Raw genomic sequence first — 26,762 nt, forward strand, 5'->3', positions numbered from 1 at the left:
TTGTCCCCTAAATAATTTGGCTTTCCCCCTAAATTATTTGGTTACCCCTTTATATGTCTAAAGATAATTGTTTTTGTAATACCGCTTGTACTGGCTTAAAACTTTTACGATGAATAGGACATGGTCCGTATTGAGCTAATGCTTCTTTGTGGTATTTAGTTACATATCCTTTATGCTTTTCAAAACCATATTGAGGATAAGTTTTACTATGTGCTATCATTAAACGATCTCGCGTTACTTTGGCTAAAATACTAGCTGCTCCAATTGACATTGAAAGAGCATCTCCCTTAATAATTGCTAGATGTTCAATATCGTGTAGTGGCATAGCATCAGTTAAAGCAAAGAGCCCATCACGTTTTAATGCTTCTACGCATTTTTCCATTCCCAGTTGACTGGCACGATAAACATTCAATTCATCCACATCTTCAACAGAAATGATTTCAATATGATAAGCAAGTGCATTTTTAATAATTTCATCATAAAGCAAAGATCGTTTCTTTTCACTCAGTTGCTTTGAATCGTTAATCCTTTCATCATAATAACCTTTTGGAAAAATAACACCAGCAACAACTAATTCACCAGCCATAGGACCTCTTCCCGCTTCGTCAAGACCGATAATATACTGATAACCCTGTTGATAGTACTCGTTTTCAAATTTCAAATGATCAATCATGTGGCGTCTCCCAAGTGATACGAGCGACTGCACCGTCGAAAATATCTTTAAAAACCAATTCAATCACACGATCATAATCCGTTTGTCCTCGTATTGGTTTGATTTTACGATTATTAGCAATATCATCAAAACACTTTTCAACCCAATCCCCATCTAAATCAATTTCAATTTGATAACGGTCTTCAAAAGCTCCAGGATAATGATTAACAATATATTTTACAGCATAAATAAACAAATCATCTAAAGGTAAAATTTGTTGCTTAATTGATCCAATTAATGCGATATTTCTTGCTACTTCTTCACTTTCAAATTTTGGCCATAGTACTCCTGGAGTATCAAATAATTCAAAATCTTTATCAACCTTAATAATTTGTTGTGCTTTAGTTACCCCTGGCTTATTACCCGTCACTGTTGCTTTTCTTTTAGCTAAACGGTTAATAAATGTAGATTTACCAACATTAGGAATACCTAAAACCATTGCTCTCATTGCTCTTGGTTTTAAACCTTTTTTGCGTTCGCGCTCCATTTTTTCTTTTAAAATATCTTTACACATAGAAATGATTTGTTGATATTCATTAAAGTTTTTTAAATTAACAAGCATTGCATAATAGCCCTTTGCTTGATAAAAATTCAACCATTGTTGACTCATCAAAGGGTCAGCAAGATCTTTCTTTGTCATTACTATCAAACGGGGTTTTTGGTTGATAATTCCATCGAACATAGGATTTTTTGATGCGTAAGGAGCCCTTGCATCCACAAGTTCAATAACAATATCAATTAATTTTATTTTATCATTTATTTCTCTTTTTGCCTTAGCCATATGACCAGGAAACCATTGTATTTGTGCCATCTTTAATCCATCCATTTCATATGATTAAAAGGATATAAAACTAATCCTCTTTTTCCTAAAATATCTTTAAAATGAAAAGTACCTAAAGTTCTTGAATCAGCTGAATGCAAACGATTATCACCTAAGACAAAAAATTCATTATCTTTCAAAGTAATTGAAAAATCGTTTGTAAACTGTTCGGCATGACTTTCTTTTTTGGCTTGTTCAACATACTTTTTATTCAAGTAATTTTCTTCATAAAACTCACCATTAATATAAAGTTTATCGTTTTTATAAACAATTGTTTCACCCGGTAAACCTATTACTCTTTTGATAATCTTTTTATCCAATACTTCACAATTTAAAACAACAACATCAAAACGCTTAATGTTTTTTTTGTTTAAATTAACCATTGATACTAAAGCAATATCTTGATCACTCAATGTGGGATACATTGAACTTCCTTCTACTTTAATTGGCAACAACAAATATTGAAAAGTTACAACCATAGCTAAAACCATTGCTAATAGTTCAATAATTATTTTAATCCACTGCGATATTTTCTTCATATTATTTCCTCTTATTCATGTAATAAGATTATACTCTTTTTTATTTGTCAAAGAAAGAAAAAAAGAAATGGTTTCCCATTTCTTATTTTCTAATTTCTTTAATTCTTGCAGCTTTTCCAGATAAACCACGTAAGTAATGTAATTTTGCTCTGCGTACTTTACCAACTTTAACAACTTCGATACGATCGATAATTGGTGAATGAACTGGGAAAGTTCTTTCTACACCAACTTGGTAAGAAATTTTTCTAACTGTAAAAGTTTCAGCAATTCCTTGACCTTTCTTAGCGATACAAACCCCTTCAAATAACTGAATACGGTATTTATTACCTTCTTTAATTTTTACATATACTTTTAAAGTATCTCCAGCTTTGAAATTAGGGATATCAGATTTTAATTGTTTTTTTGTAATTTCTTCAACTAATTGTAAATTCATCTTCATTCTCCTCTTTCTTCATTAATAGTCTTAGATGTTCATTCGATTAACCAGCGGAACATTTGCAGTCTTGCGACTTGTATATTATACCATTATTAAATAATAAATCAATGTTTTTCTTCTATTTCTGCCAACATTTTTAATTCTTCTTCATTAAATTCATAATTTTCTAGCAAATCTGGTCTTTTAATATATGTTTTCTTTAATGATTGATATTTACGCCACTTACGGATATTTTCGTGATGACCAGAAAGCAACACTTCTGGAACATCATTACCATCATAACTAAAAGGACGCGTATATTGTGGATATTCTAATAAGCCAGCAGCAAAAGAATCATCATCGTGACTTTCTTGACGAATAGCACCATCAAGTAAACGAATAATAGCATCACTCACTACCATACTCGATAATTCACCACCCGTTAAAACATAATCACCTATTGATAACTCTAAATCCACATAATCTCTTACTCTTTCATCGAAACCTTCATAATGACCACAAATAATAACAAGATGTTTAAATGTCGATAATTTTTGGGCTACACCATGATTTAAAGTCGTACCTTGAGGCGACATTAAAATAACAAAGCTATCATCATCAACAGTTGTTTTTAAACAATCAACAATTGGCTGACACATTAACACCATCCCTTGTCCTCCGCCATAGGGATAATCATCAACATGTTTATGTTTATCAAGTGTAAACTCTCTAAAATTATGAAGGTTAATTTCAACAAGGCTCTTATCAATTGCTCTTTTGATAATTGATGTATTTAAAAATCCAGTAAACATTTCAGGAAAAAGTGTGAGTATATCAATCTTCATCAACAAACCCCTTAATTAACTCAACATCAATACGTTGATTATCAATGTCCTCATTTTTAATAAATGCATCAACATAAGGAATAGACACTTTTTTCTCATTTGTTTTTATAACTAAAATATCATGAGCCCCATTATTAGATATTTCAATAACTTTTCCAAGATAATTTTGATAATTGTAAACATCGCATCCAATTAAATCCTCATAGAAATACTCACCTTCATCTAATTCGATATCATCTTTTGAACCATATACAAATAATCCTATATATTTTTCAACCAAATTGATATCTTGCATATCTTTAAAGCTCACTAAATAGTTTCCTTTATGCATTCTTACTGTTTGAATAACGAAAGGGTTTTGATCAATATAAATAACATTCCCTACAACAAATCGTTGATCAGAAAAATCACTATATGATCTAATTTTTAATTCACCTTTTAATCCGTGTGTTCCTAAAATTTTACCTATCTTTAACATTCTCATTCCTCCAAAAAAATAGATGTGCCAAGCACATCTATTCATAAGATTCGAACTTAATATCTAATTTTTTATCAGATAAACGTCCTGCAACAGACATGAACTGACGCATCGAATTTGCCATAACACCTTTACGTCCAATAAGTTTTGCAATGTCACTCTTTGCAGAGAATACATGTAAAACCACAACGTTTTCATCTAATGAAGGCATTTGTCGAACTTCTAGATGTTCTTTGTCTTCTACCAATTCAATTGCAATATCTTTTAATATTTTTGCGTAATCCATAATTATTTTCCTGATTTAGATTCAGCAAATTTTTTCATGATACCTTCTTTAGATAATAAGTTTCTAACAGTATCAGATGGTTGAGCTCCAGTGTTTAACCATTTTAAAATGTTTTCTTCTTTTAAAGTAACTTGAGCTGGGTTTTTATTAGGATCATATGTTCCTAATAATTCGATAAATCTACCATCTCTTGGTGCTCTTGAATCAGCTGCTACGATTCTATAGAAAGGTGCTTTTTTAGCTCCCAATCTAATCATTCTTAATTTAACTGCCATTTATATTTCCTCCTATAATTTCTAATTAACATGGTTAATTTAACATACTAAAGAAAAGGTGTCAAGTATTTTTACTTAACACCTTTATTTTTTCTTTCTTTTTTTATGACGGACTTTTTTACGATTTGCATTTCCTACAAAATGATTACCACCACGTCCAGGCATAGGCATTCCTGTATTAGGATCTAAACCTGACATTTTTTTCATCATTTGTTTAGATTGATCAAATTGCTTTAATAAACGATTTACTGCTTGTAAATCTTTACCACATCCAGCAGCAATTCTTTGTTTTCTAGATAAAGAAATAATACTTGGGTCTCTTCTTTCCTCTTTTGTCATTGAGAAAATAATAGATTCAGTTTCTTTTAATCTCTTTTCTGAGTCCTCATCATTAATATTTGGCATTTTAGGCATTCCAGGAATCATTTTTAAAATTCCTGATAATGGTCCCAACTTTCTTAACTGTTGCATTTGTGCCAACATATCATCTAAACCGAATTGTCCTGATTGCATACGATTAAATGCTTTCATTGTTTCTTTTTCATCATAAACATCTTGTACTTTTTCAACTAAAGAAACAACATCTCCCATTCCTAAAATACGATCAGCCATACGATCTGGATAGAATAAATCAATAGCATCTAATTTTTCACCAGTACCAATAAATTTTATAGGTACATTTGTAATGTGACGAATTGATAAGGCACCACCACCACGTGAGTCCCCATCTAATTTCGTAAGCACTGCACCAGTAATAGCTAATTTATCATTAAATGATTGTGCTACATTAACAATATCTTGTCCAGTTAAGGAATCGACAACCAATAAGATTTCATCAGGATTCGCAATCGATTTGATATTTGCTAGTTCTTGCATTAATGGTTCATCAATGTGTAAACGTCCAGCTGTATCAATAATAATAACATCATGATGATTTTCTTTTGCATAAGCCATCGCTTCTTCAACAATCGACTCTGCACTTTGACTTGTTCCTTTTTCATAAACAGGTACTTCTAATTGTTCTCCTAATATAACTAACTGATCAACTGCAGCAGGACGATAAATATCAGCTGCAACAAGTAATGGTTTTTTCCCATATTTTTTTGTAATTAATTTAGCAATCTTCCCTGAAGTAGTTGTTTTACCAGAACCTTGTAAACCTACCATCATGATTACTGTTGGTGATGTATCAAAAGAAACCTCACTAACACTACCACCTAGTAATTCAACTAATTCATCATGAACGATTTTTACTAAAACTTGTCCTGGTTTTAATGAACCTACTACATCAGCACCTATCGCTTTCTCTTTTGTCGTTGCGATAAAGTCTTTAACAACTTGATAATTTACGTCTGCTTCCAATAAGGCTAACCTAATTTCAGTTAGCATTTCTTCAATGTTTTTTTCTGTTAACTGACCTTGCCCAGATACTTTCTTTAAAGTACTTTGCAATCTTTCAGATAATGAATCAAATGCCATATAATCCTCCTATATTTCTCTTAACATCTTTAAATGATCCTCAATATTTTGATGATCCGACTGAATTTCTTCTTCTAATTGGTTAATTAATTTCAATCTTTCCTGATGTTTTTTTAATAATTGTAATTTTTCTTCATATTTTTCTAAAGAGTGAATTGCTTTTTTAATATTGTCATAAATTGCATTTCGACTTACATCTTTCATTAATGCAATTTCAGATAAGGATAAATCATCATCATAATAAAGATGTAAATACTCTCTTTGCTTATCCGTTAACAAATTTTCATAACAATCCATCAATAAATTAATATGTTGCTTTTTCTCTAATAAATCTTCCATTATTGACCCTCAACCAAATTCTTACATAAACCATAAATATATTGTTCAAGATCAAATTCTTGTAAATCATCAACCTGTTCTCCCAAGCCTACAAATTTAACGGGTATATTTAATTGATCTTTAATAGATAAAACAATTCCACCTTTGGCTGTTCCATCCATCTTAGTCAAAACAATTCCTGTAATATCAGTGATTTTTGAAAACTCGACAGCTTGCGAAATACCATTTTGTCCTGTTGTTGCATCAACTACTAATAATGTTTCCTGTGGACCATCAGGAACAACTCTTTTAATAATACGATTCATCTTTTCTAATTCGTTCATTAAATTCACTTTATTTTGAAGGCGACCAGCAGTGTCACAAATCAAAACATCTGCCTGTGATTCTTGTGCTTGTTTTAAAGCATCAAAAACAACTGCTGAAGGATCACCACCCTCTTTACCTTTAACAATATCTACACCAACGCGTTTTGCCCATACATCAAGTTGATCGATTGCACCCGCACGGAATGTATCTCCCGCAGCCACAATAACTTTTTTTCCTTCTTGGCTAATACGATGTGCTAGTTTTCCGATTGTTGTTGTTTTACCAGCGCCATTAACACCAACCATCAAAATAACAGTAAGTCCTTCACTAGCGTAATTAATCTTAGTAGACATGACGCTTTCGTTTGCATAAATCACAAACATTTTATCAACAATAATATCATTAATTAAACGAGGATCAGTAATATTTTGTAATCTCACTTCCGTTTTAATTTCACCGACAATTTTGATGACCATTGAAACGCCAACATCAGCCATAATTAAAATATTTTCTAATTCTTCAAAATACTCATCATTAATTTCTCTAAAACGAGCTGCTAGTTCATTGATACGATCAGACAAAGTTGTATTCGATTTATCTAATCCGGCCACATATTTTTCATTTTGTTTTGCTGATTTACCAACTAATTTTTCTTTAACTTGCTTAAAAAATCCCATTTTCTATCCTCCTTTATGCCTGATTATCAGAAAGGCCTATTGCTTCTTCAAGTTTAACACTTACCAACTTAGTGACCCCTTTTTGTTGCATTGTTGCCCCATACAAAAGATCGCATTCTTCCATTGTTCCTTCACGATGAGTAACAACAATGAATTGTGTTTGCGTAGAAAATTCTCTTAAATATTTAGCAAATCTTTCCACATTGGCAATATCCAACGCTGCTTCTACTTCATCTAAAATACACATTGGTACTGGTTTAACACGAAGTATCGCAAATAAACATGAAATTGCAATTAACGCTTTTTCTCCTCCAGAAAACAAAGTAATATTTTGTACTGCTTTTCCCGGAGGTTGGACATCTATATCTATTCCTGTTTCTAAAATATTATCAGGATCAGTATATTTAATTTCAGCATGACCACCACCGAATAATGATCTAAACACATGATTAAATTCATAATTGATTTTTTCAAATGTTGTCGAAAAACGTTCAATCATAATTTCATCCATTTCATTAATGGCCTTAAGAATCTTATCTTGAGCAGCAATCAAATCAAGTCGTTGTGTATTCATTGATTCATAACGTGAAGATACTTCTTTATATTCTTCAATCGCATCTACATTAACATGTCCTAAAGCATGAATTTCATTTCTTAATGTGGCAACTTGATATTTTGCATTTTCAATATCTATTTCTTCATGATAAGTTTCTAAAGCAAATTCATATGTCATTGAATAATCTTCATTTAAACGATTTAAATAATTATTTAAATCTCTTTCTTTAGTTGCTGCAAGAATTGCTTTTTCATTTAATTTTGCTTGAATGCCGTCTTTTCCTTTTCTTAAATCTCTTAATTCAACATCTAACTGTTCATTTTGATTTGTATAGTTCATTCGAATTGCTCTTGAAGAACGTAACTGTTCATCAAGATCTTCTTTTTTCTTAACCGCATTATTCAATTCGTTAATTAAATTATTATTGGTTTTTCCAGAAGAAAAATCTTCAAATTCTGTCTTTTGTTGAGATAATGTCTCATATTCTCCTTTAGCAAGAGTGATTTCTTCTTTTTTATTTTGAATCACAACTTCCAATTTTGCATAAGACATTTGTTTTTGTAATAAAGATTGAGAAATATCTCGTGATTTATTTTCTAGTTTATGTAATAAATCCCTTTTTTCAATCATGTTCATCTCTTCATTTTTAATATCAACAGTTAATTGTTCAAGTTCTCTTTTTTGTGCCATAGCAGAATGATTTTTTCGATTGAGCGAACCACCTGTTAATGAACCACCAACATTGATAATATCGCCATCTAATGTTACCACTTTATAACGTGTAAAAGTGGCTTTAGATATAGCACTTGCATGCTGTAAAGTATCAGCAAGAATAACATTTCCAAGTTGATTTAAAATAACATTATCGATTTGCTTTTCACTTGTAACATAATCACTTAAAACACCGAGATATCCGTCACTATTTTGGCAAATCAGATGATGTTCTTGACGTAAAGTTCGTGGTTCCATGATTGAAACTGGTAAAAAAGTAGCTCGTCCAGCACGATTATCACGTAAAAATTTAATAGCTTTACGTGCTTGAATATCATCTTGAGTAACCACAAACTGCATAGCTCCTCCAAGAGCCACACTAATAGCAAGATCATACTTTTCATCATATTCTAATAAATCACCAAAAACACCTACAATTCCAGGATTAGAATGAGCTAAATCCATAATTGCTTTTACTCCGGCATGATAATTAGATCGACTTTCTATTTGTTCTTGTAAAATATCTTTTCTTGATTTATCTCTTTGAATTGAAGAAGTTAAACGTGTAATCTCATCTTTTAAAGATGACATTGTCCGTTGCATTTCATCTTGATCATTTCGCATTTGATTCAAATCTTTTTCTGTTTGTTGGAAACGATCAATACGATCGTTATACTCTTCAATAGCTTCTGATATCATTTCTTTTAAATGACTTAATTTTAGTGCAATATCTTCATTATTTGTATTTTCTAAAACATATTTACGCTTTTGATCAATTTCAACTTTTGCCATTTCTAATCGTGACACATCAGACATCGCTGTATAAACTTGTTCTTGTAATTGATCAATGTGACGATCTAAATTATACATTTCTTTTTTTATTTCATCATTAGCATTTTGTTTTAATAAAATATCAGCATCTAAAGATGCTTGTTTTTCATTAAGTTCTTTAATAATACCACTTAATTCATCAAGTACAATTTTTGTATCATGTATTTCTTTAACTAAAACATTCACTTCAACTGATTTAAGTTTTTCTTTTAAATCTAAATATTTTTCAGCTTTTTCCTTTTGCCTTTTTAAAGGATTCACTTGCTTTTCTAATTCATAAACAATATCCGCAATTCTTTCTAAGTTATCTTGTGTTCTCTCTAATTTTCTAATTGACTCTAGTTTTCTCTTTTTGTACTTAGATACACCCGCCGCTTCTTCAAAAATAGCACGACGATCTTCTGGCTTGTTATCTGCAAAATGAGAAATATTGCCCTGAGAAATGATAGATAAAGAATCACGTCCTAATCCTGTATCCATAATAAGTTCAGTAATATCTTTTAAACGACATTGCTGCTTATTGATATAGTATTCAGCTTCATTTCCTTGACGATATAATCGTCTTGTAATTTCAACTTCATTATAATCATACTTCATAGTACGATCAGTATTATCAAAAACCAGTGTAACCTCAGCAACATTTTGCGCACGACGATCTTCTGAACCAGCAAAAATGACGTCAGCCATATTGCTTCCACGTAAAGATTTTACAGATTGCTCACCTAAGACCCAACGTACTGCATCAGAAATATTTGATTTTCCACAACCATTAGGTCCTACAATTCCTGTAATACCAGGTTGAAACTCAACATTGACTTTATCTGCAAACGACTTAAAGCCATGCAATTCTATTCTTTTTAAATACATATTTTAACCTTTCTTTTAAGATTTATTAAATGATAATCTTTCTTTTAAAGATTCTTTTTCTATTGGTAATTTTACAATAAAAGTTGTTCCAACATCGACCGTTGATAGAACATCAATTTGACCATGATGTAAATCTACAATAGATTTAACTATCGCTAAGCCTAGTCCATTACCATCAACACTGCGTGCCTTATCTTCGCGATAAAATCTTTCAAAAATATGAGAAATAACTTCTTTACTCATACCAATACCTGTATCTTCAAAAGTAAGTTCAACTTCTTTAGATGTCTTTTTAATCATAATTGTAATTAAACCATTTTGATTTGTATATTTGATTGCATTTGACAATATATTAGTCCATACCTGCTCTAATCTTTGTTCATCACCTACAATAAATATATCTTTTTTAGGTTTTTCAAATACTATCTCAATATCTTTTTGGTTTGCTTGAGACTCTTGTAAAGAAATAACACGATTTATTTGATCTACTAGTGAAAATGTAGTCATTTCTAAAGTAATTTCTTCTCTATCAAGCAGTGTCAATTGTAGCATATTTTTAGCTAATGTTGAAAGTCGTTTACTATTAAATAATATAATATCTAAATATTTTTCTCTTTGTTCTTTTGGCAAATCTTCCTCTTTTAAAATATTAGCGAACCCTTGTATCGAGGTAAGGGGTGTTTGAAACTCATGAGAAACATCTGAAATAAACTTTTGCCTTGTTTCATCTTGCTTGGCAAGTTGTTGTGCCATCTGATTAAACCCTTGATTCAAACGAGATAACTCGTCTGTTCCAACACAATCTACTCTTACATTATAATTACCTTTTGATAATTCCTTTGTAGCTTTTGTCAGTCTTGTAATAGGTTTAACGATTATGTCTGCCACTGCCAGAAAAACAACACTTCCTGACAAGAAAATACATCCTAAAATTAAAACAGCAGAACTAATAAAAGAATTTTTATCACGGCTCATATCTTTTTGAACAAAAATATAATAATCTTTATTTTTAATATGTCTCAAATGACCATAAGAAAGAATATTGTGCTTATTAACATAAACCTTTTCATCGTTATTATCTTTCAAAAAATATTCAGCTATTTTTTCTTTTGAAACAGCATTACTTTTTTTACCATAAACATGATAACCATTATCCATTGAATAACAAACAACCGTATTTTCTGAAGATAAAGCATATTCTTGTAATGTATGATCAATCTTATCATCAGGAACATTTTCAATTAAACCACATACAAAATCACCTGTAGATTCTAATTCTTCTTGTACGTTTGATTCTATTTGACTGTAATTGCTTCTTACTGCTATATATCCTGTTACTGAAAAAGAAAAGATAATTGTTACTAAAAAGCCAAAAATAAGTTTTGCATAAATCGATTTCATCGATCAACCTCTATTTTATATCCTAGACCTCTTACTGTAACCACACTAAATCCCGGTAAATGACCAATATTTTCCCTAATTCTTTTGATATGAACATCCACAGTACGATCAAAACCATCATAATCCATTCCCCATATTTTTTCGATTAATTGCTCACGAGAAAAAATCTGATCTGGATGTTTAGCAAGTTCAAAAACAAGTTCAAACTGTTTTAAAGGCAAATGAATAATTTCATCATGATAACGTATTTCATATTTATCACCATCAAAAGCAACTTCACCTAATCGAATTACATTTGAGGTATTAATTTCATATCGTTTCATAATAGCTCGAACACGTGCCATTAATTCATTAGGATCAAATGGTTTTACTACGTAATCATCAACCCCTACTGAAAATCCTCTCAATTTATCTTTACTTTCTGCTTTTGCAGTTAACATAATACAAGGAATATCTTTAAATTCTTTTAAATTTTCAACTAACTCAAAGCCATCCATTTTAGGCATCATGACATCAATAATAGCTAAGTCTATATACTCTGATTCTAAAAGATTTAATGCTTCTTCACCATCACCGGCTTCAATGACATCGTATCCTTCTTTATTTAAATAAAATTTAATTAACTCTCTAATATCTTTTTCATCATCTACAACTATGACTTTTGGTTTCATAAATTACACCTCGATTCATGTATAAGATTATAGCATAATTTATCTAAAATGAATATACTAACTCCTCAACGTAAAAAAGGCAGATATGAACATCTGCCTTATTGATATTCGATTTCACTTACAACTTGTGATGAGGAAGAAGTATCAAGAAAATGAATAGTAACTTGTTGTCCACTTTGTAATAGAGGCAAGTGATCTGAAATACTTATTGGTGCAATATAAACCGTATCACTACCTTCTAATTTGAAATAATAATAACTATTTCCTTCTTTTACTGCTGCTGTAATTTGACTTACTGTCCCTGTGAGTTTGACTTTCTTAGTTTTTGTATGTGTTTTGCCATTATCTCCAAGTGTTGCATAATATGCTTTTTCTGCTTCTGCAACAGTGCTTCCTGTTGCTACAATTTGATAGTTTTTAACACTAACAAATGCGTACTGTTTAACCAAGTTAGAACTATCTTTTAAAGATAAAAAGTATGTTGGTTCTCCACCCGCATTAATAAGAATTGGGAAAGTAGCATCATAGTGTAGATTTTGTACTTTTCCTTCTGCCGAAGACATTGCTGAGTATTCTTCAGCTCCTGATATATTATAATATTTTCCTTCTTTAGTTCTTAAATTAATCAAAGCAAATCCGACATTACTTGCATCTTTAGAAACTGATGTTAATCCTGTATATAAATAAACATCATCATTTAATGCCAAATAATTATAACCATCCGTTGGTTGTAATACACCCTTTTGAGAAAGTAAAGTATTAAGATATCCTTTACCATATTTACCATAGTTTTCTAATTGATTAATAATCAACTTAGCTGGATAAACACGATCGACCCAGTTTGGTATCTTATCAATATTATAGTATTGATGTTTTCCATTAACTGCATTAACTAAAACAGCGCCAACAATATCTTTTCCACCGAAAGGACCAATCTGATAATCATATACAGGTGCAATCCAATATGGTGTACCTTGCTCATCAATTTCAAATGCTAATTCATCAAACATTTTTGTAGGATAATTTTTTCTTAAATGTCTTTCTATTTTACGGGAAAAATGATCAGACTTAGAATATTTCATACCTTCTTTAAGTTTAATAACTTTAGATTCTTGAGAAACCATATCAACTGATATATATCCCGGTAAACCTTCTTTTCGATTTGTAAACCATTTAATTAAATCACTGTATTCTAACGGTGTAACTCTAACGGGTTTATTCTGATAATTAATTTGATCATATGATTCATCAACATCAAATTGTGAAACATAGTTCACCATTTGACCCATTTTACGGTCACCTAATTTAATAGCACTTTCACGATCAACAACTGGAATTGATTGATAAGAAATGGTTTTATTATCTTTGTAAAAATCAGCTTTTTTATTAAGTGTTAATTGTGTTTGATAACTTTTAGCATGAAAGTATGGTTGGCTATAAAAAGTTCCAACACCTAGATAAACTATAAACAACCCCGCCAAAACAAAACAATATTTAGATATTTTATTAAATTTCATTTGTAAAAATGAATATAATGTTCCAAATATCATTAAATTACATACTATATAAATAATAAATACTGGTGATTTTAGATTAAGTGGTACTAACATTAAATATTCACTTATGCCAATAATAATTATCATTATTAAGCATGATTTAAGTAAAGCTTTAGAACTTGGCTGATGCTTTATTGATTGAAATGAATTATTTTTGAAAGAATGGAAGAAATCATAAATTTTCTGTTTCATGTATAGCCTCCTTTAAATCAACAATTAAACTTTGTAATTCATCCAATGATTGCAACGTTGCTCCACTAGCAAAAGCATGACCCCCACCATGATACTTATTCGCAATTTCATTAATTTTAACACCTCGAGAACGAATACTCACACGCCAATTATGATCTTCTACATTTTCAGTAATGGCCATCCATACTAAATATTCTTTGTATCCCGAAAAAATATTAACAAAGTCAGAACCCCTAGAACGAGGAATATCTAACTCTTTTAAATCTTCATCTTTTAAAACATAATAAGAAATGCGACCATCAACAACTTGATGATTATAAATAAAACGATTAATTTCAATATCTTTTGCATTCTTTAAATACATCGCATTATAAATTTCTTCAATATTAATCCCTTTAGTCATTAATAATGATGCTACATTAAATGTTTCGTCACTTGTACTGTTATACATAAAACGATTTGTATCACCAATTATTCCCATATAGATAGCACGTGCTCCTAGTTTACTTATATTTAAGTGATATTGTTCTTGCAACATTAAGCCTACTAATTGACTACATGAACTGGCTTGTGGATCTTCAAAATTAATAATTCCATATTGATCAACAACAATATGATGATCAATTTTGATAAGTTCTTGACATTGTTGATAACTTTCTCCATCAATTCTTTCATGATTTGCAGTATCCAATACAATTCCTAAAACCGACTGATTAAAATCAGGTAATTTTTGATCAACATCAAATCTAAATTTACTTACTAAATCACTTGAAAAATCTCCAGCTAAATATACTTTTTTATCATTAAAATTTGATTTAATCAAATCATACATTCCAAACTGACTGCCAAAAGCATCATAATCAGGATTAACATGTCGATAAATAACAATCTCTTGATATTCTTTTATTTTTTCAATTATTTCTTTAATCATTTTTATTTTCCTTTCACATTATTCAACACTATTATAGTGCGATTATATCATAAATAACTCATTAAAATCTCTTTTATTCCTACCAAAAAACATGTTTCTTTAATTCAATTATCATTTTTGAAATCATGTGTGTAATCAATAATACGATGATAATGTATAAAAAAGGCTGATTATAAATTCTTTTAAACTGTAATGATACGCCAAAAATAACCATTGGATGAATTAAATAGTAATACTTTGAATATTGTCCAAATGAAAATGAAAGATGAGATTTATTTTGTATATAGATTGTACATACGAATAAATAATAAGTAACAGGAATACATGATAATAAAATATTACTATCTAATCTTTTCGTATCATGCAATAATATTGCTTCAAAGATTAAAAAGAAAAAAGAAATAATTAATTTAAGAAAACAATAATTTGAATAAGCATGTTCTTTTAATGATATCTTGTACCCTAATACAACATAAAATAAACCAAAAAATAAAAAGTTTCGTGTAGTAAAAAAGATATGATAATAATGAGATACTACTTCTTTAATTGATATCGGTAATACTCCATAATATGTCTCCGTTGCCCCAAAAAGCAACAACAAAAATGATATCAATAATAAACTATGAATATTGAATTTCTTTTTCCATTTTTTTAAAACTATCAAAGATAAAATAATTGCTGGAAAATACCACAAATGATAATAAACCCCTGAATAACAAAGAACAACAATGACCACAATGGGCAATAATAACACAATCAAAACAACTGACCATAACATAGAAATATGAGGACCACCTAAATAGTCATTGATTTGGGATAAATATGGCACAATCGAAGCAATCATAACAGGCACATACATAAGACTCCAAAATAAATATAAAGGAATTGTTTTCTTTATATATAAATCAATATAACAAGGATTCTCTTTTTCTTTTTTAGCGACAAAGTAGCCTGTGATAACAAAAAAAATAGGTACACATATACGCGTAACAATATTATTAAAAGCTAAATCCAATTCATTAGAGAAATGAGCAAATGGTCTTAGGTGAAGAATAATAATTAAAATTGATGAAATATATTTAAGAATATTTAAATTTTGATAGTAAAGTTGATGAGTTTTAAAATTTATATCTATATTTCTTTGAATTTTTATCGTAAAAAAACTAAAAATAACGACCATCAAAAAAAGAACTGACGGTTTTGCTAATCCATTTTCTATTTGAAATACATTAATATACTTTAAAAACAAAATAAGTATTGCTATAAAAAAAGTGATGATTAATTCCTTTTTATACTTCATAAAATAATTTCCTCGCTTAAGAATTTAATTATAAATAATTATACAATAAAAAAGATGAATCACAATAGTATCAAGCCACGTCATTCATCTTTTCGTTTTTTTATTATTCTAAATTCAATAATCTTACTGTATCTCTTGCTATCATAACTTCTTCATTAGTAGGAATAACCATAACTTTAATTTGTGAGTATTGATGCGAAATAACACGATTTTCATCACTACGTGTATTATTTAATTCTTCATCTAAGAATACCCCAAAAGCACGAGACACGTTATCGATGATAATACGTCTTAAATAAGCAGCATTTTCACCAACACCCGCTGTAAAGACAATCGCATCACAGCCACCTAACTCAGCATAATATTGACCAATATATTTAGAAACAATGCGAGCATATAACAACCCAGTTAATAAGGCTCTTTCATCCCCTTCTTTAAATAATGCATTTTCAATATCACGTGAATCAGATGAAATACCAGAAACACCTAACATACCTGATTTTTTATTATAAATTTCTAAAACTTCATCTGGTGTTTTATTCAACTTCTTACATAGATAAGGCATAATAGATGGATCAACATCCCCACAACGCGTTCCCATCATCAATCCAGCTAAAGGTGTAAATCCCATTGAAGTATCAATACATTTGCCATCTAAAACAGCTGAAATACTTGCTCCATTTCCTAAATGGCAGATAATAATTCTTGATTCTTTAGGATCACCTAGCATATGAATAACTTGTTGAGCACAATACTTATGACTCGTACCATGAGCACCGTATTTACGTACCTTTAAATCAGTATAGTATTCTAATGGTAAAGGATATAAATATCTTTCTTTATCTAATGTTTGATGAAATGCAGTATCAAAAACAAAGACATGTCCCACATCCGGTAACGCCTCTTTAAATGCGTTATAACCAATGATATGTGCTGGATTATGAAGCGGTGCTAACTCAGCTAATTCTTCCACTTTTTTTACAACATCTTCATCAACAACAACTGAATCATCAAAGTATTCACCTCCATGAACAATTCGATGACCAACAGCATCTATTTCATTTAAATTTTCAACAATATGATAATCAACTAATGCCTTTAATAATAATTCTACAGCCACTTGATGATCAGGAATTGGTAATTCTTTTTTTATTTTTTCACCATTAACCTTAATAACAAAATTTCCTTTTTCTAGTCCAATTCTTTCTACTAAACCAGAAGTAATCACTTCTTCGCTTGGCATATTAAACAATTGAAATTTTAAAGATGAACTTCCTGCATTGACTGCCATTACTTTTCCCATAATACTCCTCCTAACATCATAATTCTATTGTACAAAATTCAAGACACAAAAACAATAGAAAATGATAGCGATTACAAAAAAAGACAATACTCATTAGCATTGTCTTTTTTATTTGTTATTTAGATTGGTTATAAGATGATCGAGACATTTGTTCTTGTCCCATTTGAACTAATCTTTTAGTGATTTCACCACCAACAGATCCATTCGCTCTAGCAGTTGTATCAGGACCTAAATTAACACCAAATTCGTTAGCAATTTCATACTTCATTTGATCAATGGCATTTTGAGCTCCCGGTACAACTAAACGATTACTTTTACTGTTTTGTGTCATGTGTATCACCTCCTGACACAACTATTTTGTGTCAGAATTCAAAAACTATGCATTTTTTAAAAAATTAATTCATTATTTTTATATTGATTATCAATGACAATTGTTTCCACTGTATCTACACACTCATCAACTAATGATTCATAATCAAAAGTAGCTTCAAAAGCTTCAGCTTTATATGATTTAGGTTTAGTAGCTGGCGCTTTAGGCGTAAAAATTGTACAACAATCTTCATGTGGACGAATAGAAATATCATACGTATTAATTTTATTAGCGATATCAATAATCTCTAATTTATCCAAACATAAAACTGGACGTAATACCGGTAACTTAATCACTTCATTAATAACTTGCATACTGTTTAATGTTTGTGAAGCTACCTGACCAATACTTTCACCATTTACCAAAGCCAAACAATGATTTTTTAAAGCCACTTTTTCACCAATACGATACATCATACGTCTCATTACAGTCATCGCATAACTTTCATCACAATGATCATAAACAGCTAATTGTAACTTGGTAAAGTTAACAATATGAACTGTTATTTTTCCATGTGTATAATGTCTTAACTGGTCAACTAAATCAAGCATTTTTTCACGGGCAAATTCATTTGTATAAGGTGGTGCCGCAAAATGAATACATTCAATATCAACTCCACGTTTTAATGTCAAATATCCAGCAACAGGTGAATCAATACCTCCAGATAACATTAACAGTGCTTTTCCACCAATACCAACCGGATAGCCTCCAGCACCTTTAATCACATCAGTCATAACATAGATTGCATCATGTCTAATTTCAACTGTAATTAACATTTCAGGATGATGAACATCGACCTTTAATTGACGATTTGCATGATGAAATAAATGTCCTGCAATTTCACGATTAATATCTTGAGATTTACCAGGAAAAGATTTATCACTTCTCTTTGTATTAATTTTAAATGTTGTTTTGTTATCTTCATTAACCAATTGAACAATGGCATCTTTAACAACATTTAAATCCTTCTCAAATTTAAAAGCATTAGAAAAAGAATGAATTCCAAAAACAGTTTTTAACTTTTCATTTACATCAAGATGATTTTCACCATTCAATAAAATATACATACGATCATATTGCAAATCATACTTTAATTTTTTAAAATCAGATAAAATCTCTTGTGTATTTTTCAATAATTTTCGCGTAAATAGTTTTCTATTTTTCCCTTTTGTTGTCAGTTCACCAAAACGAACTAATATATAATTTGCTTCCATTTCTTACCTCTGTTTCTTAATGTTCTTTAACGTTTCTTGTAAACAATACCCAAATTTATCAAGGTCTTCTTCATTTGTCAAATAACTTATACTCACTCTTAAAGCACTTTTAGCACGTTCTTGATCAATGTGAAGAGCCTTCATGACTCTAGATACATCGCTTGTTTTAGAACTACATGCACTACGTGTTGAAATATAAATATCTTTCGATTCTAAATCATGTAAAATTACTTCCGGTTTATAACCAATACAAGAAAAATTAATAATAGCTGGTGAACATATTCCACCACTATTAATAAAAACGCCATCAATATCATTTAAAATATCTCTTAAATAGTGATTTAGATGTTCCACTTTTTCTAAATGTTCTTTTTGATTTTCCAATGCAAGTCTTAATGTTTTAGCAAAAACAATATTTGTACAAGCATTACTTGTTCCCCCTCGTAATGAGAATTCTTGTTGTCCCCCATTAATAAGTGATACTAAACTTGTATGTTCATTTTTATATAATATACCACTTCCCTTTAACCCATTAATTTTATGAGCCGAAAAAGATGCACAATCTATGCCTTTTAAATCAATTGGCATTTTTCCTAAAGCCTGAACCATATCTACATGTAATTTAACCAATTCATGATCTTTTAAAACTTCTTTAATTTGTTCAATAGGTTGAATCGCTCCAACTTCATTATTAATAGCCATAATTGATACGAGTATTGTATCATCACGAATACTCTCCTTTAAATCTTGAATTGAAATATGTCCAGTTTGATCAACTGGTAAGTATGTGACATCAAAGCCAAAAACCGATTCCAATTGTTTACAGCATTCATAGACCGATGAATGCTCAATTGCGCTTGTAATTATATGTTTACCTCGATTTTGATATTGAAAAGCAATCCCTTTTATAGCCATTGTATTGGCTTCACTACCACAACTCGTAAATATAATTTCATTATTTTTTACACGAAACATTGAAGCAATTAAATCTCTAGATTTTTCCATTAAGCGATTAACTTCAATTCCCTTATGATAAATACTATCAGCATTATAAAAGTATTTTTGCAATAATTGATAATAAGTATTCAAAACCTCATCGTTTAAAGGTGTTGTTGCTGCATAATCTAAATATATCATTTTAGCCTCCTTATCTATTTTATTCCATCATTGTTGATATATGACTAAAAGCGTTAAAAATAGTCCTATTCACTTGTTTTAGGACTATTTTTATTGACTAACATTTCATAAGATCCTGGTTTGATCTTTTCAATAATTTCTACTGCTGTTGATAAAGCTTTAGTATATTCACCATTTCTAAATAATAGTTCTGCTTTAGTAAGTTCTGTATTGACTTCAAGGAATGATGATCTAAAACGATTACCGTAAACAATAGCATCTTCTACCATTTCAGCAGTAACAATTAAATTATGAACATTATCATATAATTTATAAATCACATCTCTTGCTGCATCCACTTGTGATGACAAACTCGCAAGATCAATAGGTCTTTTTCTAATAAAATTCAAAATAGCATCTGCTTTTTGATAAGAATCTTCAATATAATCTTTATACGATTCACTAATCATTGGTAAATGTTTATTTTTAATTTCTGATTTAATTTCTAATAGAACAATATTAATGTTATCTAATTCATCCATTGCTCTTTTTTCTTGAATCTTTAATGATTCATCAATTTCATTATATTTTAATAATGAATCATAGAAAGGCTGTGCTTTCTTTTGAATTGCGTCAAGTTGTTCAATCATAGATGCATAGGAAAAATCTTTACTTTCAATAACACGTGTTACTTCACCCAGTTCATCTAAAACTTCTTTAAACTGATCATAATCTTCTTCGACAGTTATTGGATAATCATCTAAAATATAATTTTTCTTTAAAGAATTTAACGATTTGACTCCTTTTGTTAAACCTTGTTCAACCTTTTGAACAAATTGATAACATTCATTTCTTTTATGTGCATATACTTCATATGCAGCTTCTTCTTTTTCAAAATCTTTGTTAAGTTCATTCATGTCTTCGGTCATCACTTCAATAGTTTGACCTACATTTTCTAGTTTTAAAGACTTAATATCAGCCGTTACATTTTCTAAGTCTTGTTCAATTTTATTCATTCTAATTGAAGTATTTAATCTTTCTAATGCAAAATCATGTTCCTTCATGTTTGCAATCATGCGTTTCAATTCTTCAATACGTTTTGGAAAATACTGTCTAACAATAGAAATATAAGTAGGTAAATCCCGTAAATTAGCATCTAATAAATCAATATCTTTACTAATAGCTGCTGTCTTTTTCTTTGCTGAATCAAAATCTTGATTATTCATATCATTTTCTAAATCAACAAAACGTTGATCAATATTTTCAAAAGTTTGAGGAATAATAGGAACAAAGTCTTCTATTTTAAAACGTACACTTGCATAAGTATCATTCGTCGCACGATACTTTTCTTTTACCTTTATAATTTCTAAACGCTGTACATTTTCAATCTCGGTAATCACTTCTATTTTCTTTAGCAATTCTTTAGAACGTGTTTCATAATCATTAATTTCCTGTGTTAATTGTTCGATATCTTTTTTTACACCCTTTAATTTACGGTAGAATAAAGCTTCATCAATATCTGTTAACAAAGCAACGATATCATTATTTAAAAATTCATTTAATTGTTGATATTCACTAGCGTAAGCTTTATATTTATCAACTAATTCAGGCATATTTTTAGAAATACCTTTGACTCTTCCTAAACGGTATTGAACAGGTAATGTTTTAATTGCATTCATCCTATTTTCTAATTCAACAACATCTTTACGATATATTTTTAATTTAATTAAACGATAAACTATAATAAAGGCAATAAGCACACAAAAACCGATAATTCCAAAAAAAACATATTTATTACTTAATAACATGAGTATCTTATTTAAAGACATATTTCCAACCTCTTTTAATTAAAATTTCTTAAAAAAATTATACCATAATGTCTAGTTATTGTCCAAACCTTAAGGCAACAAACTCACAAGGAGAAAACATGTCAAAACTATTACTTACCCTTCTTAGAACCAAAAATAAAGATACCTTCTACCTTTATAAGAATTACTTTGATTATTTAAAGCAAAAAGGAATAGATTTAATATCCATTTATGATTTATCAAAAACAAATTTAGATTTACTTATACAATTAAGTGACGGATTACTTTTAACTGGTGGCAAAGATATTCATCCTCACTTTTATCATCAAAATTGTCATCACCTTGAAGCCTATGAAACCTTATCCATTGATGAAATTGAATTACATCTGATTGATTACTTTATTCAAAACCAAAAACCTATTATTGGTATTTGCAGAGGCATTCAAACAATCAATGTCTATTTTGGTGGCACGTTAAAACAACATATCGTCCATCATCAAGGTACCCAACATCTCATTTATCCCGTCAAAAATTCTTTACTTAGTCAATATATTCCTCATCCAATACAAGTCAATTCTTATCATCATCAAGCAATCGACCAGTTAGGAAAACATTTAAAAATCACTGCCTATAGTTCTGATAGCATTATTGAAGCTATTGAAGGAAAAAACATTCTTGCTTTTCAATGGCACCCAGAAAAAATGAATCAAGAACCACTACTAAATATGATTGATGATTACTTGGAAGAAAAATGATACTTTAAAAACAATGTATAAACAATCACCAAAAAGCCAACAATAGCATACTGTGACATTTGTTCATGTAAAATAAAAAATGAGAAAAGACATGTAAAAATTGGATTTAAACTTAAAAAGAAAGAAGTTTTAATCACGCCTATTTGTTTGATTGCTAGAAAATAAATAGATTGAATATATGCATACCCTATTCCTGAGGTCAGTATTAACAGCCATAACGATAAAGTGTCAACTGTCTTAATAATCATGTTTTGATTGATAAAAGCACAAATTATAATTAATTCAATCATACTTAAAAATAACAAATAAAAATTATAAACCAAAACATCTTGAAGTTCCCGCTTCTTCATAAGATAATTGCCACCATTATATAAAACAAGTCCACTTAGCATCAGATAATGCCCTACTGATAAACTTTTTACTTGAAAACGTATTGTTATCAAAAAACCAAGCAAACCTAAAACCAGTAAAATTATATCTTGATAAGATATTTTTCTTTCAAAAATAAAAACAAGTATAATCATGATAATGGGTGATAAACAATTCAATGTTGCACTGGTACAACCAGACAATAAAAAAATGGCGAAATAAGTACAAACAAAATTTAAAACATTAACCAAATTAGCATCAATAATCATATATTTAATAGAAACTTTTATCAAACGATGATGTGTAAAACCTAAATAAATGCCCATTGAAAGTGTTGAAATAATCATTTTTAAACAAATTAAAAATAGAGGATGAAAAAACAAACTATTCATTTTTACGACAATTATATTTAACCCCCATATTACACCTGCAATAACCAAATAAAAATAAATCATATCATCACCTTATCAATTATAAACAAAAAAAGAAAGTATTAATCACATCGACAAATAATACTTTCTTTATCTTTTTTTAATTGTTTAATAAGCGCATCAACATTTTCAAATTTACATTCATCACGAACCCTAAACAAAAACTCGATTTTTATTACCTGATCATAAATATCCTGATTAAAGTCGAAGATATTAACCTCTAATGACATTTTATTTAAAGCACCTAAAGTAGGATTATAACCAATATTAGCCATAGCTAAATAGCGTTTGTTTTGATAGTACGCATAAACACCATAAACACCCTTTTTCATGGTCACATAGTGTCCATAATCTACATTTGCAGTTGGAAAACCTATTTTATGACCATTATGTCTGCCATGAATAACTTGTCCAATAATTGAATAGTTTCTTCCTAACATCTGATTTGCTTTTTCAATTTCACCTTGATGCAAATACTCTTTGATACAAGAAGAAGATACTTTTTGATCATTCATATCATATTCATCAATAATGTCCACATCATAAAAATGTTGAGACAATTGTTTTAAATGATCCGCCCTTCCTTTTGCACGATATCCAAAAGTAAAATCAAAACCACATACAACATGTTTTACATTAAGATTGATAAAATAGTTTTGAATAAACTGTTCTGGCGAAAGTTTTGCAACTTCTTCATTAAAATCAATAATCAAAAAGTAATCAAACCCTAATTCTTCTAACATTATTTCTTTTTGTTTCATTGTCATTAAATAAGTCGTTTTTTCCTTTAAATAAACAGTTTTAGGATGAACATCAAATGTCATAAATGCTTTTTTTAACGATTTTTCTTCACTTACTTTTAAAACCTGATCTATCAATCTCATATGGCCACAATGAAGACCATCAAAAAAACCAATCGCTAAAACAGATGGCAAAAGATGATAAGTTTCATTTAATTTAATATGAACAATTTCCATTACCATAATCCTCTTACATTTTTTAAATAACCTTGTCCATCATCTTGATACATAGCAAGAACATGTCCTTCTTTATTATAAATAGCAACCATACCTGTTAAATCACTTTTAATCTTTTTACCATGAAAAACAATATTTTCATCTTCAACAACATACTGAGGATAACATTTTAATGCCTCATCTAATGTAATCACATTAAAATCACCAGCCTCTATTTCTTCAAGCGTTGCACATTGTTCTATTTTAAAATCACCCGAACATGTTCTTATCAATTTTGCCATATGACCAGGATAACCTAGTTTTTTGGCGATATCCACGCATAAAGAACGTATATATGTTCCCTTTGAACAAGATACTTTTATTTTTATAAGATGGTCATGATAATCCAATAGTTGAATATCATGAATCGTAATGGATCTTGGTTCAACTTTAACTTCTTCTCCAGCACGTGCATACTCATACAATTTTTTTCCATTTACTTTGATAGCTGAATACATAGGTGGCATTTGCTTTTGAAAACCAACAAATTGTTTTAAAACATTTTCAATTTGTTCTTTTTTTATTGGTTGGACTTCTTTAGATTCTATCACTTTACCACTAGCATCATAAGTATCCGTACTTGTTCCTAGTGATAGCGTTGCAATATACTCCTTATCATCAGCTGTTAAAAATTGAATCGCTTTTGTTGCCTTATTAACACACACAACCAGAACTCCTGTAGCATCTGGATCTAAAGTCCCACAGTGTCCCACTTTTTTTGTTTTCAATTTTTTTCTTAATATACCTACAATATCATGACTCGTATATCCACTTGGTTTATTAACCAAAATAATTCCATTCATTTTCATCACCGCACTTATTTTAACAAATAATGAAATATAATGAAAGAGATTGCTTTCTTTCGTTATAATCTATAGAATAAAAAATGGTGATATAAATGACAATGAAAAAAGTATTAGGCTGTATTCGAAAAGCCGATGAAGAATATTCAATGATTGAAGATGGAGATAAAATATGTGTTGGCGTTTCTGGTGGAAAAGACTCTATGTTATTACTCTATTGTTTATCTCTATATAGAAAATTTGCATCCGTCAAATTTGATGTCATAGGTGTCCATATTGATATGGGATTTGGTAATATGGATTTTAGTGAGGCTGATCAATTTTGTAAGAAAAACAATATTGAACTTTATCACGAACCAAGTCAAGTATACGAAATATTGAAAAGAAATCTTACTCATGATGGAAGATTACCTTGTTCATTGTGTTCAAAATTTAAAAAAGCACTTGTGATTGCTGGAGCAAAAAAATATGATTGTAATAAAGTTGCTTTTGCACATCATGGTGATGATGCTGTTGAAACTTTACTTATGAATATGGTCTATGGAGGTAAAATTGCAACATTTACTCCTAAAATGTATTTAGATCGAACACAAATGAATTTTATAAGACCTCTTATTTATGCAAATGAAGATGATATCATTGCTGCTGTCAATGAAGCACATGTTCCCATCGTTATTTCTACCTGTCCAGCAGATAAACATACAAAGCGAGAAGAATTCAAACAACTTCTTCACTCAATATATAAGACTTATCCACAAGCTAAAACTAATTTATTAACATCTCTATCTAATGAGGAAAATACAATGTTATGGCATAAAGAGCCAAGAAAAAAAGAAGATTAATGCATTGGAATCTTCTTTTTTTGTGTTTGACTATATTTTTGTATTTGATTGTAAAAACGATAAGCTAACCAACTAGATAAATATCCAACAAGCATTCCTCCTAAAATATCACTAGGATAATGGACATATAAATACATACGAGAAATTCCCATTAACAAAGCCAATATCAAAGTTGATGTAAATAATCTTTTTTGTCTTAAAAGATAACATATTCCTGCAACCGCAAAAGAAATGGCTGTATGTCCCGAAGGAAAAGAATAATCATTAGGTTTAGCAATAAGTAGATTAATATGAGGATTAAAAACAAAAGGACGTGGTCTAGCAATAAGTGGTTTTAATAAACCATTACATAAAATTAAATCAATTATAATACTTAATAACATCATCAAGCCCAACGTCCTTGTCTTACGATAAATAATAAGAATTGTGGTAAGTCCAATCCATATCAACCCTTTATCCCCTAAGTGTGTTATAAAAACCATAATTGTATCCAATAATGGAAATCGTATTTTTTGTATCAAGTTTAAAAACATTAATTCCCCGTTCAT

The 26,762-nt window shown here is 29.7% G+C and carries 28 protein-coding genes; 2 read left to right on the plus strand and 26 right to left on the minus strand.

Annotated features, from left to right (window positions below; genetic code table 11):
• Positions 1 to 49 precede the first annotated feature (49 nt).
• From DWZ53_RS02515 to DWZ53_RS02620, 22 genes are all read right to left on the minus strand, one after another.
• Positions 50 to 673, minus strand: a complete 624-nt coding sequence (locus tag DWZ53_RS02515) for a ribonuclease HII (protein ID WP_118431690.1) — start codon at positions 671 to 673, stop codon at positions 50 to 52.
• Entirely contained in the window at positions 666 to 1,523 is an 858-nt protein-coding gene (gene ylqF, locus DWZ53_RS02520) for a ribosome biogenesis GTPase YlqF (protein WP_233541817.1), read from the minus strand. Before ylqF ends, DWZ53_RS02515 begins: the two co-directional genes overlap by 8 nt.
• A gap of 2 nt (positions 1,524 to 1,525) precedes the next feature.
• Positions 1,526 to 2,071: a signal peptidase I gene (lepB, locus tag DWZ53_RS02525; protein ID WP_118431693.1), complete on the minus strand. Its 546-nt coding sequence runs from the start codon at positions 2,069 to 2,071 to the stop codon at positions 1,526 to 1,528.
• Between the two features lie 82 nt (positions 2,072 to 2,153).
• Positions 2,154 to 2,504 carry a 50S ribosomal protein L19 gene (gene rplS, locus DWZ53_RS02530; RefSeq protein WP_118431695.1) on the minus strand — a complete coding sequence of 117 codons (351 nt, stop codon included), beginning with the start codon at positions 2,502 to 2,504 and terminating at the stop codon, positions 2,154 to 2,156.
• Between the two features lie 107 nt (positions 2,505 to 2,611).
• Positions 2,612 to 3,331 carry a tRNA (guanosine(37)-N1)-methyltransferase TrmD gene (gene trmD, locus DWZ53_RS02535; RefSeq protein WP_118431697.1) on the minus strand — a complete coding sequence of 240 codons (720 nt, stop codon included), beginning with the start codon at positions 3,329 to 3,331 and terminating at the stop codon, positions 2,612 to 2,614.
• Complete coding sequence (rimM, locus tag DWZ53_RS02540; protein ID WP_233541818.1) at positions 3,321 to 3,809, minus strand: ribosome maturation factor RimM; 489 nt, start codon at positions 3,807 to 3,809, stop codon at positions 3,321 to 3,323. Before rimM ends, trmD begins: the two co-directional genes overlap by 11 nt.
• Positions 3,810 to 3,846: 37 nt before the next feature.
• Complete coding sequence (locus tag DWZ53_RS02545; RefSeq protein ID WP_118431701.1) at positions 3,847 to 4,095, minus strand: KH domain-containing protein; 249 nt, start codon at positions 4,093 to 4,095, stop codon at positions 3,847 to 3,849.
• A gap of 2 nt (positions 4,096 to 4,097) precedes the next feature.
• Positions 4,098 to 4,370, minus strand: coding sequence for a 30S ribosomal protein S16 (gene rpsP / locus DWZ53_RS02550; protein WP_118431703.1), 273 nt, complete (start codon positions 4,368 to 4,370; stop codon positions 4,098 to 4,100).
• 84 nt (positions 4,371 to 4,454) lie between these two features.
• Positions 4,455 to 5,849: a signal recognition particle protein gene (gene ffh / locus DWZ53_RS02555; protein WP_118431705.1), complete on the minus strand. Its 1,395-nt coding sequence runs from the start codon at positions 5,847 to 5,849 to the stop codon at positions 4,455 to 4,457.
• A 9-nt stretch (positions 5,850 to 5,858) separates the two neighbouring features.
• Entirely contained in the window at positions 5,859 to 6,188 is a 330-nt protein-coding gene (ylxM, locus tag DWZ53_RS02560) for a YlxM family DNA-binding protein (RefSeq protein ID WP_118431707.1), read from the minus strand.
• Entirely contained in the window at positions 6,188 to 7,171 is a 984-nt protein-coding gene (gene ftsY / locus DWZ53_RS02565; protein ID WP_118431709.1) for a signal recognition particle-docking protein FtsY, read from the minus strand. Before ftsY ends, ylxM begins: the two co-directional genes overlap by 1 nt.
• 13 nt (positions 7,172 to 7,184) lie before the next feature.
• Complete coding sequence (locus DWZ53_RS02570; RefSeq protein ID WP_118431711.1) at positions 7,185 to 10,136, minus strand: chromosome segregation protein SMC; 2,952 nt, start codon at positions 10,134 to 10,136, stop codon at positions 7,185 to 7,187.
• A 15-nt stretch (positions 10,137 to 10,151) separates the two neighbouring features.
• Entirely contained in the window at positions 10,152 to 11,537 is a 1,386-nt protein-coding gene (locus tag DWZ53_RS02575) for a cell wall metabolism sensor histidine kinase WalK (RefSeq protein WP_118431713.1), read from the minus strand.
• Positions 11,534 to 12,208: a response regulator transcription factor gene (locus DWZ53_RS02580; RefSeq protein ID WP_118431715.1), complete on the minus strand. Its 675-nt coding sequence runs from the start codon at positions 12,206 to 12,208 to the stop codon at positions 11,534 to 11,536. The genes DWZ53_RS02575 and DWZ53_RS02580 overlap by 4 nt, the downstream gene beginning before the upstream one ends.
• 98 nt (positions 12,209 to 12,306) lie before the next feature.
• The gene (locus tag DWZ53_RS02585; RefSeq protein ID WP_233541819.1) at positions 12,307 to 13,956 is read right to left on the minus strand and encodes a CvpA family protein; all 1,650 of its coding nucleotides are present in this window, start codon (positions 13,954 to 13,956) and stop codon (positions 12,307 to 12,309) included.
• Entirely contained in the window at positions 13,937 to 14,887 is a 951-nt protein-coding gene (locus tag DWZ53_RS02590; RefSeq protein WP_118431717.1) for a bifunctional oligoribonuclease/PAP phosphatase NrnA, read from the minus strand. The genes DWZ53_RS02585 and DWZ53_RS02590 overlap by 20 nt, the downstream gene beginning before the upstream one ends.
• A 79-nt stretch (positions 14,888 to 14,966) precedes the next feature.
• On the minus strand, positions 14,967 to 16,187 hold the full coding sequence (locus tag DWZ53_RS02595) for an acyltransferase family protein (protein WP_118431719.1): 1,221 nt from the start codon (positions 16,185 to 16,187) through the stop codon (positions 14,967 to 14,969).
• A gap of 103 nt (positions 16,188 to 16,290) precedes the next feature.
• Positions 16,291 to 17,490: an acetate/propionate family kinase gene (locus DWZ53_RS02600; protein WP_118431721.1), complete on the minus strand. Its 1,200-nt coding sequence runs from the start codon at positions 17,488 to 17,490 to the stop codon at positions 16,291 to 16,293.
• 115 nt (positions 17,491 to 17,605) lie between these two features.
• Complete coding sequence (locus DWZ53_RS02605; RefSeq protein WP_118431723.1) at positions 17,606 to 17,821, minus strand: alpha/beta-type small acid-soluble spore protein; 216 nt, start codon at positions 17,819 to 17,821, stop codon at positions 17,606 to 17,608.
• Positions 17,822 to 17,877: 56 nt separating this feature from the next.
• On the minus strand, positions 17,878 to 19,074 hold the full coding sequence (gene thiI, locus DWZ53_RS02610) for a tRNA uracil 4-sulfurtransferase ThiI (RefSeq protein WP_118431725.1): 1,197 nt from the start codon (positions 19,072 to 19,074) through the stop codon (positions 17,878 to 17,880).
• 3 nt (positions 19,075 to 19,077) lie between these two features.
• Positions 19,078 to 20,211, minus strand: coding sequence for a cysteine desulfurase family protein (locus tag DWZ53_RS02615; protein WP_118431727.1), 1,134 nt, complete (start codon positions 20,209 to 20,211; stop codon positions 19,078 to 19,080).
• A gap of 65 nt (positions 20,212 to 20,276) precedes the next feature.
• Positions 20,277 to 22,019, minus strand: a complete 1,743-nt coding sequence (locus DWZ53_RS02620; protein WP_118431729.1) for a septation ring formation regulator EzrA — start codon at positions 22,017 to 22,019, stop codon at positions 20,277 to 20,279.
• A gap of 98 nt (positions 22,020 to 22,117) precedes the next feature.
• On the opposite strand from DWZ53_RS02620, the gene DWZ53_RS02625 reads away from it, so the two are divergent.
• On the plus strand, positions 22,118 to 22,753 hold the full coding sequence (locus tag DWZ53_RS02625) for a gamma-glutamyl-gamma-aminobutyrate hydrolase family protein (RefSeq protein WP_158568163.1): 636 nt from the start codon (positions 22,118 to 22,120) through the stop codon (positions 22,751 to 22,753).
• Here DWZ53_RS02625 and DWZ53_RS02630 read toward each other — a convergent pair.
• The 3 genes from DWZ53_RS02630 to truB are packed head-to-tail and all read right to left on the minus strand — an operon-like array spanning position 22,735 to position 25,372.
• Positions 22,735 to 23,577, minus strand: coding sequence for a DMT family transporter (locus DWZ53_RS02630; protein WP_118431733.1), 843 nt, complete (start codon positions 23,575 to 23,577; stop codon positions 22,735 to 22,737). The two genes, DWZ53_RS02625 and DWZ53_RS02630, sit on opposite strands and share 19 nt — an antisense overlap.
• A 38-nt stretch (positions 23,578 to 23,615) precedes the next feature.
• Positions 23,616 to 24,530: a bifunctional riboflavin kinase/FAD synthetase gene (locus DWZ53_RS02635; RefSeq protein ID WP_158568165.1), complete on the minus strand. Its 915-nt coding sequence runs from the start codon at positions 24,528 to 24,530 to the stop codon at positions 23,616 to 23,618.
• Entirely contained in the window at positions 24,530 to 25,372 is an 843-nt protein-coding gene (gene truB / locus DWZ53_RS02640; RefSeq protein ID WP_118431737.1) for a tRNA pseudouridine(55) synthase TruB, read from the minus strand. The genes DWZ53_RS02635 and truB overlap by 1 nt, the downstream gene beginning before the upstream one ends.
• A 95-nt stretch (positions 25,373 to 25,467) precedes the next feature.
• Here truB and DWZ53_RS02645 point away from each other — a divergent pair, with 95 nt between their 5' ends.
• Positions 25,468 to 26,214: an ATP-binding protein gene (locus DWZ53_RS02645; RefSeq protein WP_199589045.1), complete on the plus strand. Its 747-nt coding sequence runs from the start codon at positions 25,468 to 25,470 to the stop codon at positions 26,212 to 26,214.
• Here the strand turns inward: DWZ53_RS02645 and DWZ53_RS02650 are convergent.
• The gene (locus tag DWZ53_RS02650; RefSeq protein WP_118431739.1) at positions 26,211 to 26,762 is read right to left on the minus strand and encodes a phosphatase PAP2 family protein; all 552 of its coding nucleotides are present in this window, start codon (positions 26,760 to 26,762) and stop codon (positions 26,211 to 26,213) included. The genes DWZ53_RS02645 and DWZ53_RS02650 overlap by 4 nt on opposite strands.

The sequence above is a fragment of the Coprobacillus sp. AF33-1AC genome, from assembly GCF_003475785.1.
Taxonomy (GTDB): domain Bacteria; phylum Bacillota_I; class Bacilli_A; order Erysipelotrichales; family Coprobacillaceae; genus Faecalibacillus.

Coding starts and splice junctions, on each gene's coding strand:
- DWZ53_RS02635 (WP_158568165.1), bottom strand. CDS start 24,530: ATGGAAATTGTTCATATTAAATTAAATGAAACTTATCATCTTTTGCCA.
- lepB (WP_118431693.1), bottom strand. CDS start 2,071: ATGAAGAAAATATCGCAGTGGATTAAAATAATTATTGAACTATTAGCA.
- DWZ53_RS02590 (WP_118431717.1), bottom strand. CDS start 14,887: ATGATTAAAGAAATAATTGAAAAAATAAAAGAATATCAAGAGATTGTT.
- rplS (WP_118431695.1), bottom strand. CDS start 2,504: ATGAATTTACAATTAGTTGAAGAAATTACAAAAAAACAATTAAAATCT.
- DWZ53_RS02575 (WP_118431713.1), bottom strand. CDS start 11,537: ATGAAATCGATTTATGCAAAACTTATTTTTGGCTTTTTAGTAACAATT.
- DWZ53_RS02645 (WP_199589045.1), top strand. CDS start 25,468: ATGACAATGAAAAAAGTATTAGGCTGTATTCGAAAAGCCGATGAAGAA.
- ylxM (WP_118431707.1), bottom strand. CDS start 6,188: ATGGAAGATTTATTAGAGAAAAAGCAACATATTAATTTATTGATGGAT.
- DWZ53_RS02620 (WP_118431729.1), bottom strand. CDS start 22,019: ATGTCTTTAAATAAGATACTCATGTTATTAAGTAATAAATATGTTTTT.
- DWZ53_RS02630 (WP_118431733.1), bottom strand. CDS start 23,577: ATGATTTATTTTTATTTGGTTATTGCAGGTGTAATATGGGGGTTAAAT.
- rpsP (WP_118431703.1), bottom strand. CDS start 4,370: ATGGCAGTTAAATTAAGAATGATTAGATTGGGAGCTAAAAAAGCACCT.
- DWZ53_RS02600 (WP_118431721.1), bottom strand. CDS start 17,490: ATGGGAAAAGTAATGGCAGTCAATGCAGGAAGTTCATCTTTAAAATTT.
- thiI (WP_118431725.1), bottom strand. CDS start 19,074: ATGGAAGCAAATTATATATTAGTTCGTTTTGGTGAACTGACAACAAAA.
- DWZ53_RS02545 (WP_118431701.1), bottom strand. CDS start 4,095: ATGGATTACGCAAAAATATTAAAAGATATTGCAATTGAATTGGTAGAA.
- ylqF (WP_233541817.1), bottom strand. CDS start 1,523: ATGGCACAAATACAATGGTTTCCTGGTCATATGGCTAAGGCAAAAAGA.
- DWZ53_RS02650 (WP_118431739.1), bottom strand. CDS start 26,762: ATGAACGGGGAATTAATGTTTTTAAACTTGATACAAAAAATACGATTT.
- DWZ53_RS02585 (WP_233541819.1), bottom strand. CDS start 13,956: ATGAAACAGAAAATTTATGATTTCTTCCATTCTTTCAAAAATAATTCA.
- trmD (WP_118431697.1), bottom strand. CDS start 3,331: ATGAAGATTGATATACTCACACTTTTTCCTGAAATGTTTACTGGATTT.
- DWZ53_RS02570 (WP_118431711.1), bottom strand. CDS start 10,136: ATGTATTTAAAAAGAATAGAATTGCATGGCTTTAAGTCGTTTGCAGAT.
- ffh (WP_118431705.1), bottom strand. CDS start 5,849: ATGGCATTTGATTCATTATCTGAAAGATTGCAAAGTACTTTAAAGAAA.
- DWZ53_RS02615 (WP_118431727.1), bottom strand. CDS start 20,211: ATGATATATTTAGATTATGCAGCAACAACACCTTTAAACGATGAGGTT.
- DWZ53_RS02595 (WP_118431719.1), bottom strand. CDS start 16,187: ATGAAGTATAAAAAGGAATTAATCATCACTTTTTTTATAGCAATACTT.
- DWZ53_RS02625 (WP_158568163.1), top strand. CDS start 22,118: ATGTCAAAACTATTACTTACCCTTCTTAGAACCAAAAATAAAGATACC.
- DWZ53_RS02605 (WP_118431723.1), bottom strand. CDS start 17,821: ATGACACAAAACAGTAAAAGTAATCGTTTAGTTGTACCGGGAGCTCAA.
- DWZ53_RS02515 (WP_118431690.1), bottom strand. CDS start 673: ATGATTGATCATTTGAAATTTGAAAACGAGTACTATCAACAGGGTTAT.
- ftsY (WP_118431709.1), bottom strand. CDS start 7,171: ATGGGATTTTTTAAGCAAGTTAAAGAAAAATTAGTTGGTAAATCAGCA.
- DWZ53_RS02580 (WP_118431715.1), bottom strand. CDS start 12,208: ATGAAACCAAAAGTCATAGTTGTAGATGATGAAAAAGATATTAGAGAG.
- rimM (WP_233541818.1), bottom strand. CDS start 3,809: ATGTTAAAGATAGGTAAAATTTTAGGAACACACGGATTAAAAGGTGAA.
- truB (WP_118431737.1), bottom strand. CDS start 25,372: ATGAATGGAATTATTTTGGTTAATAAACCAAGTGGATATACGAGTCAT.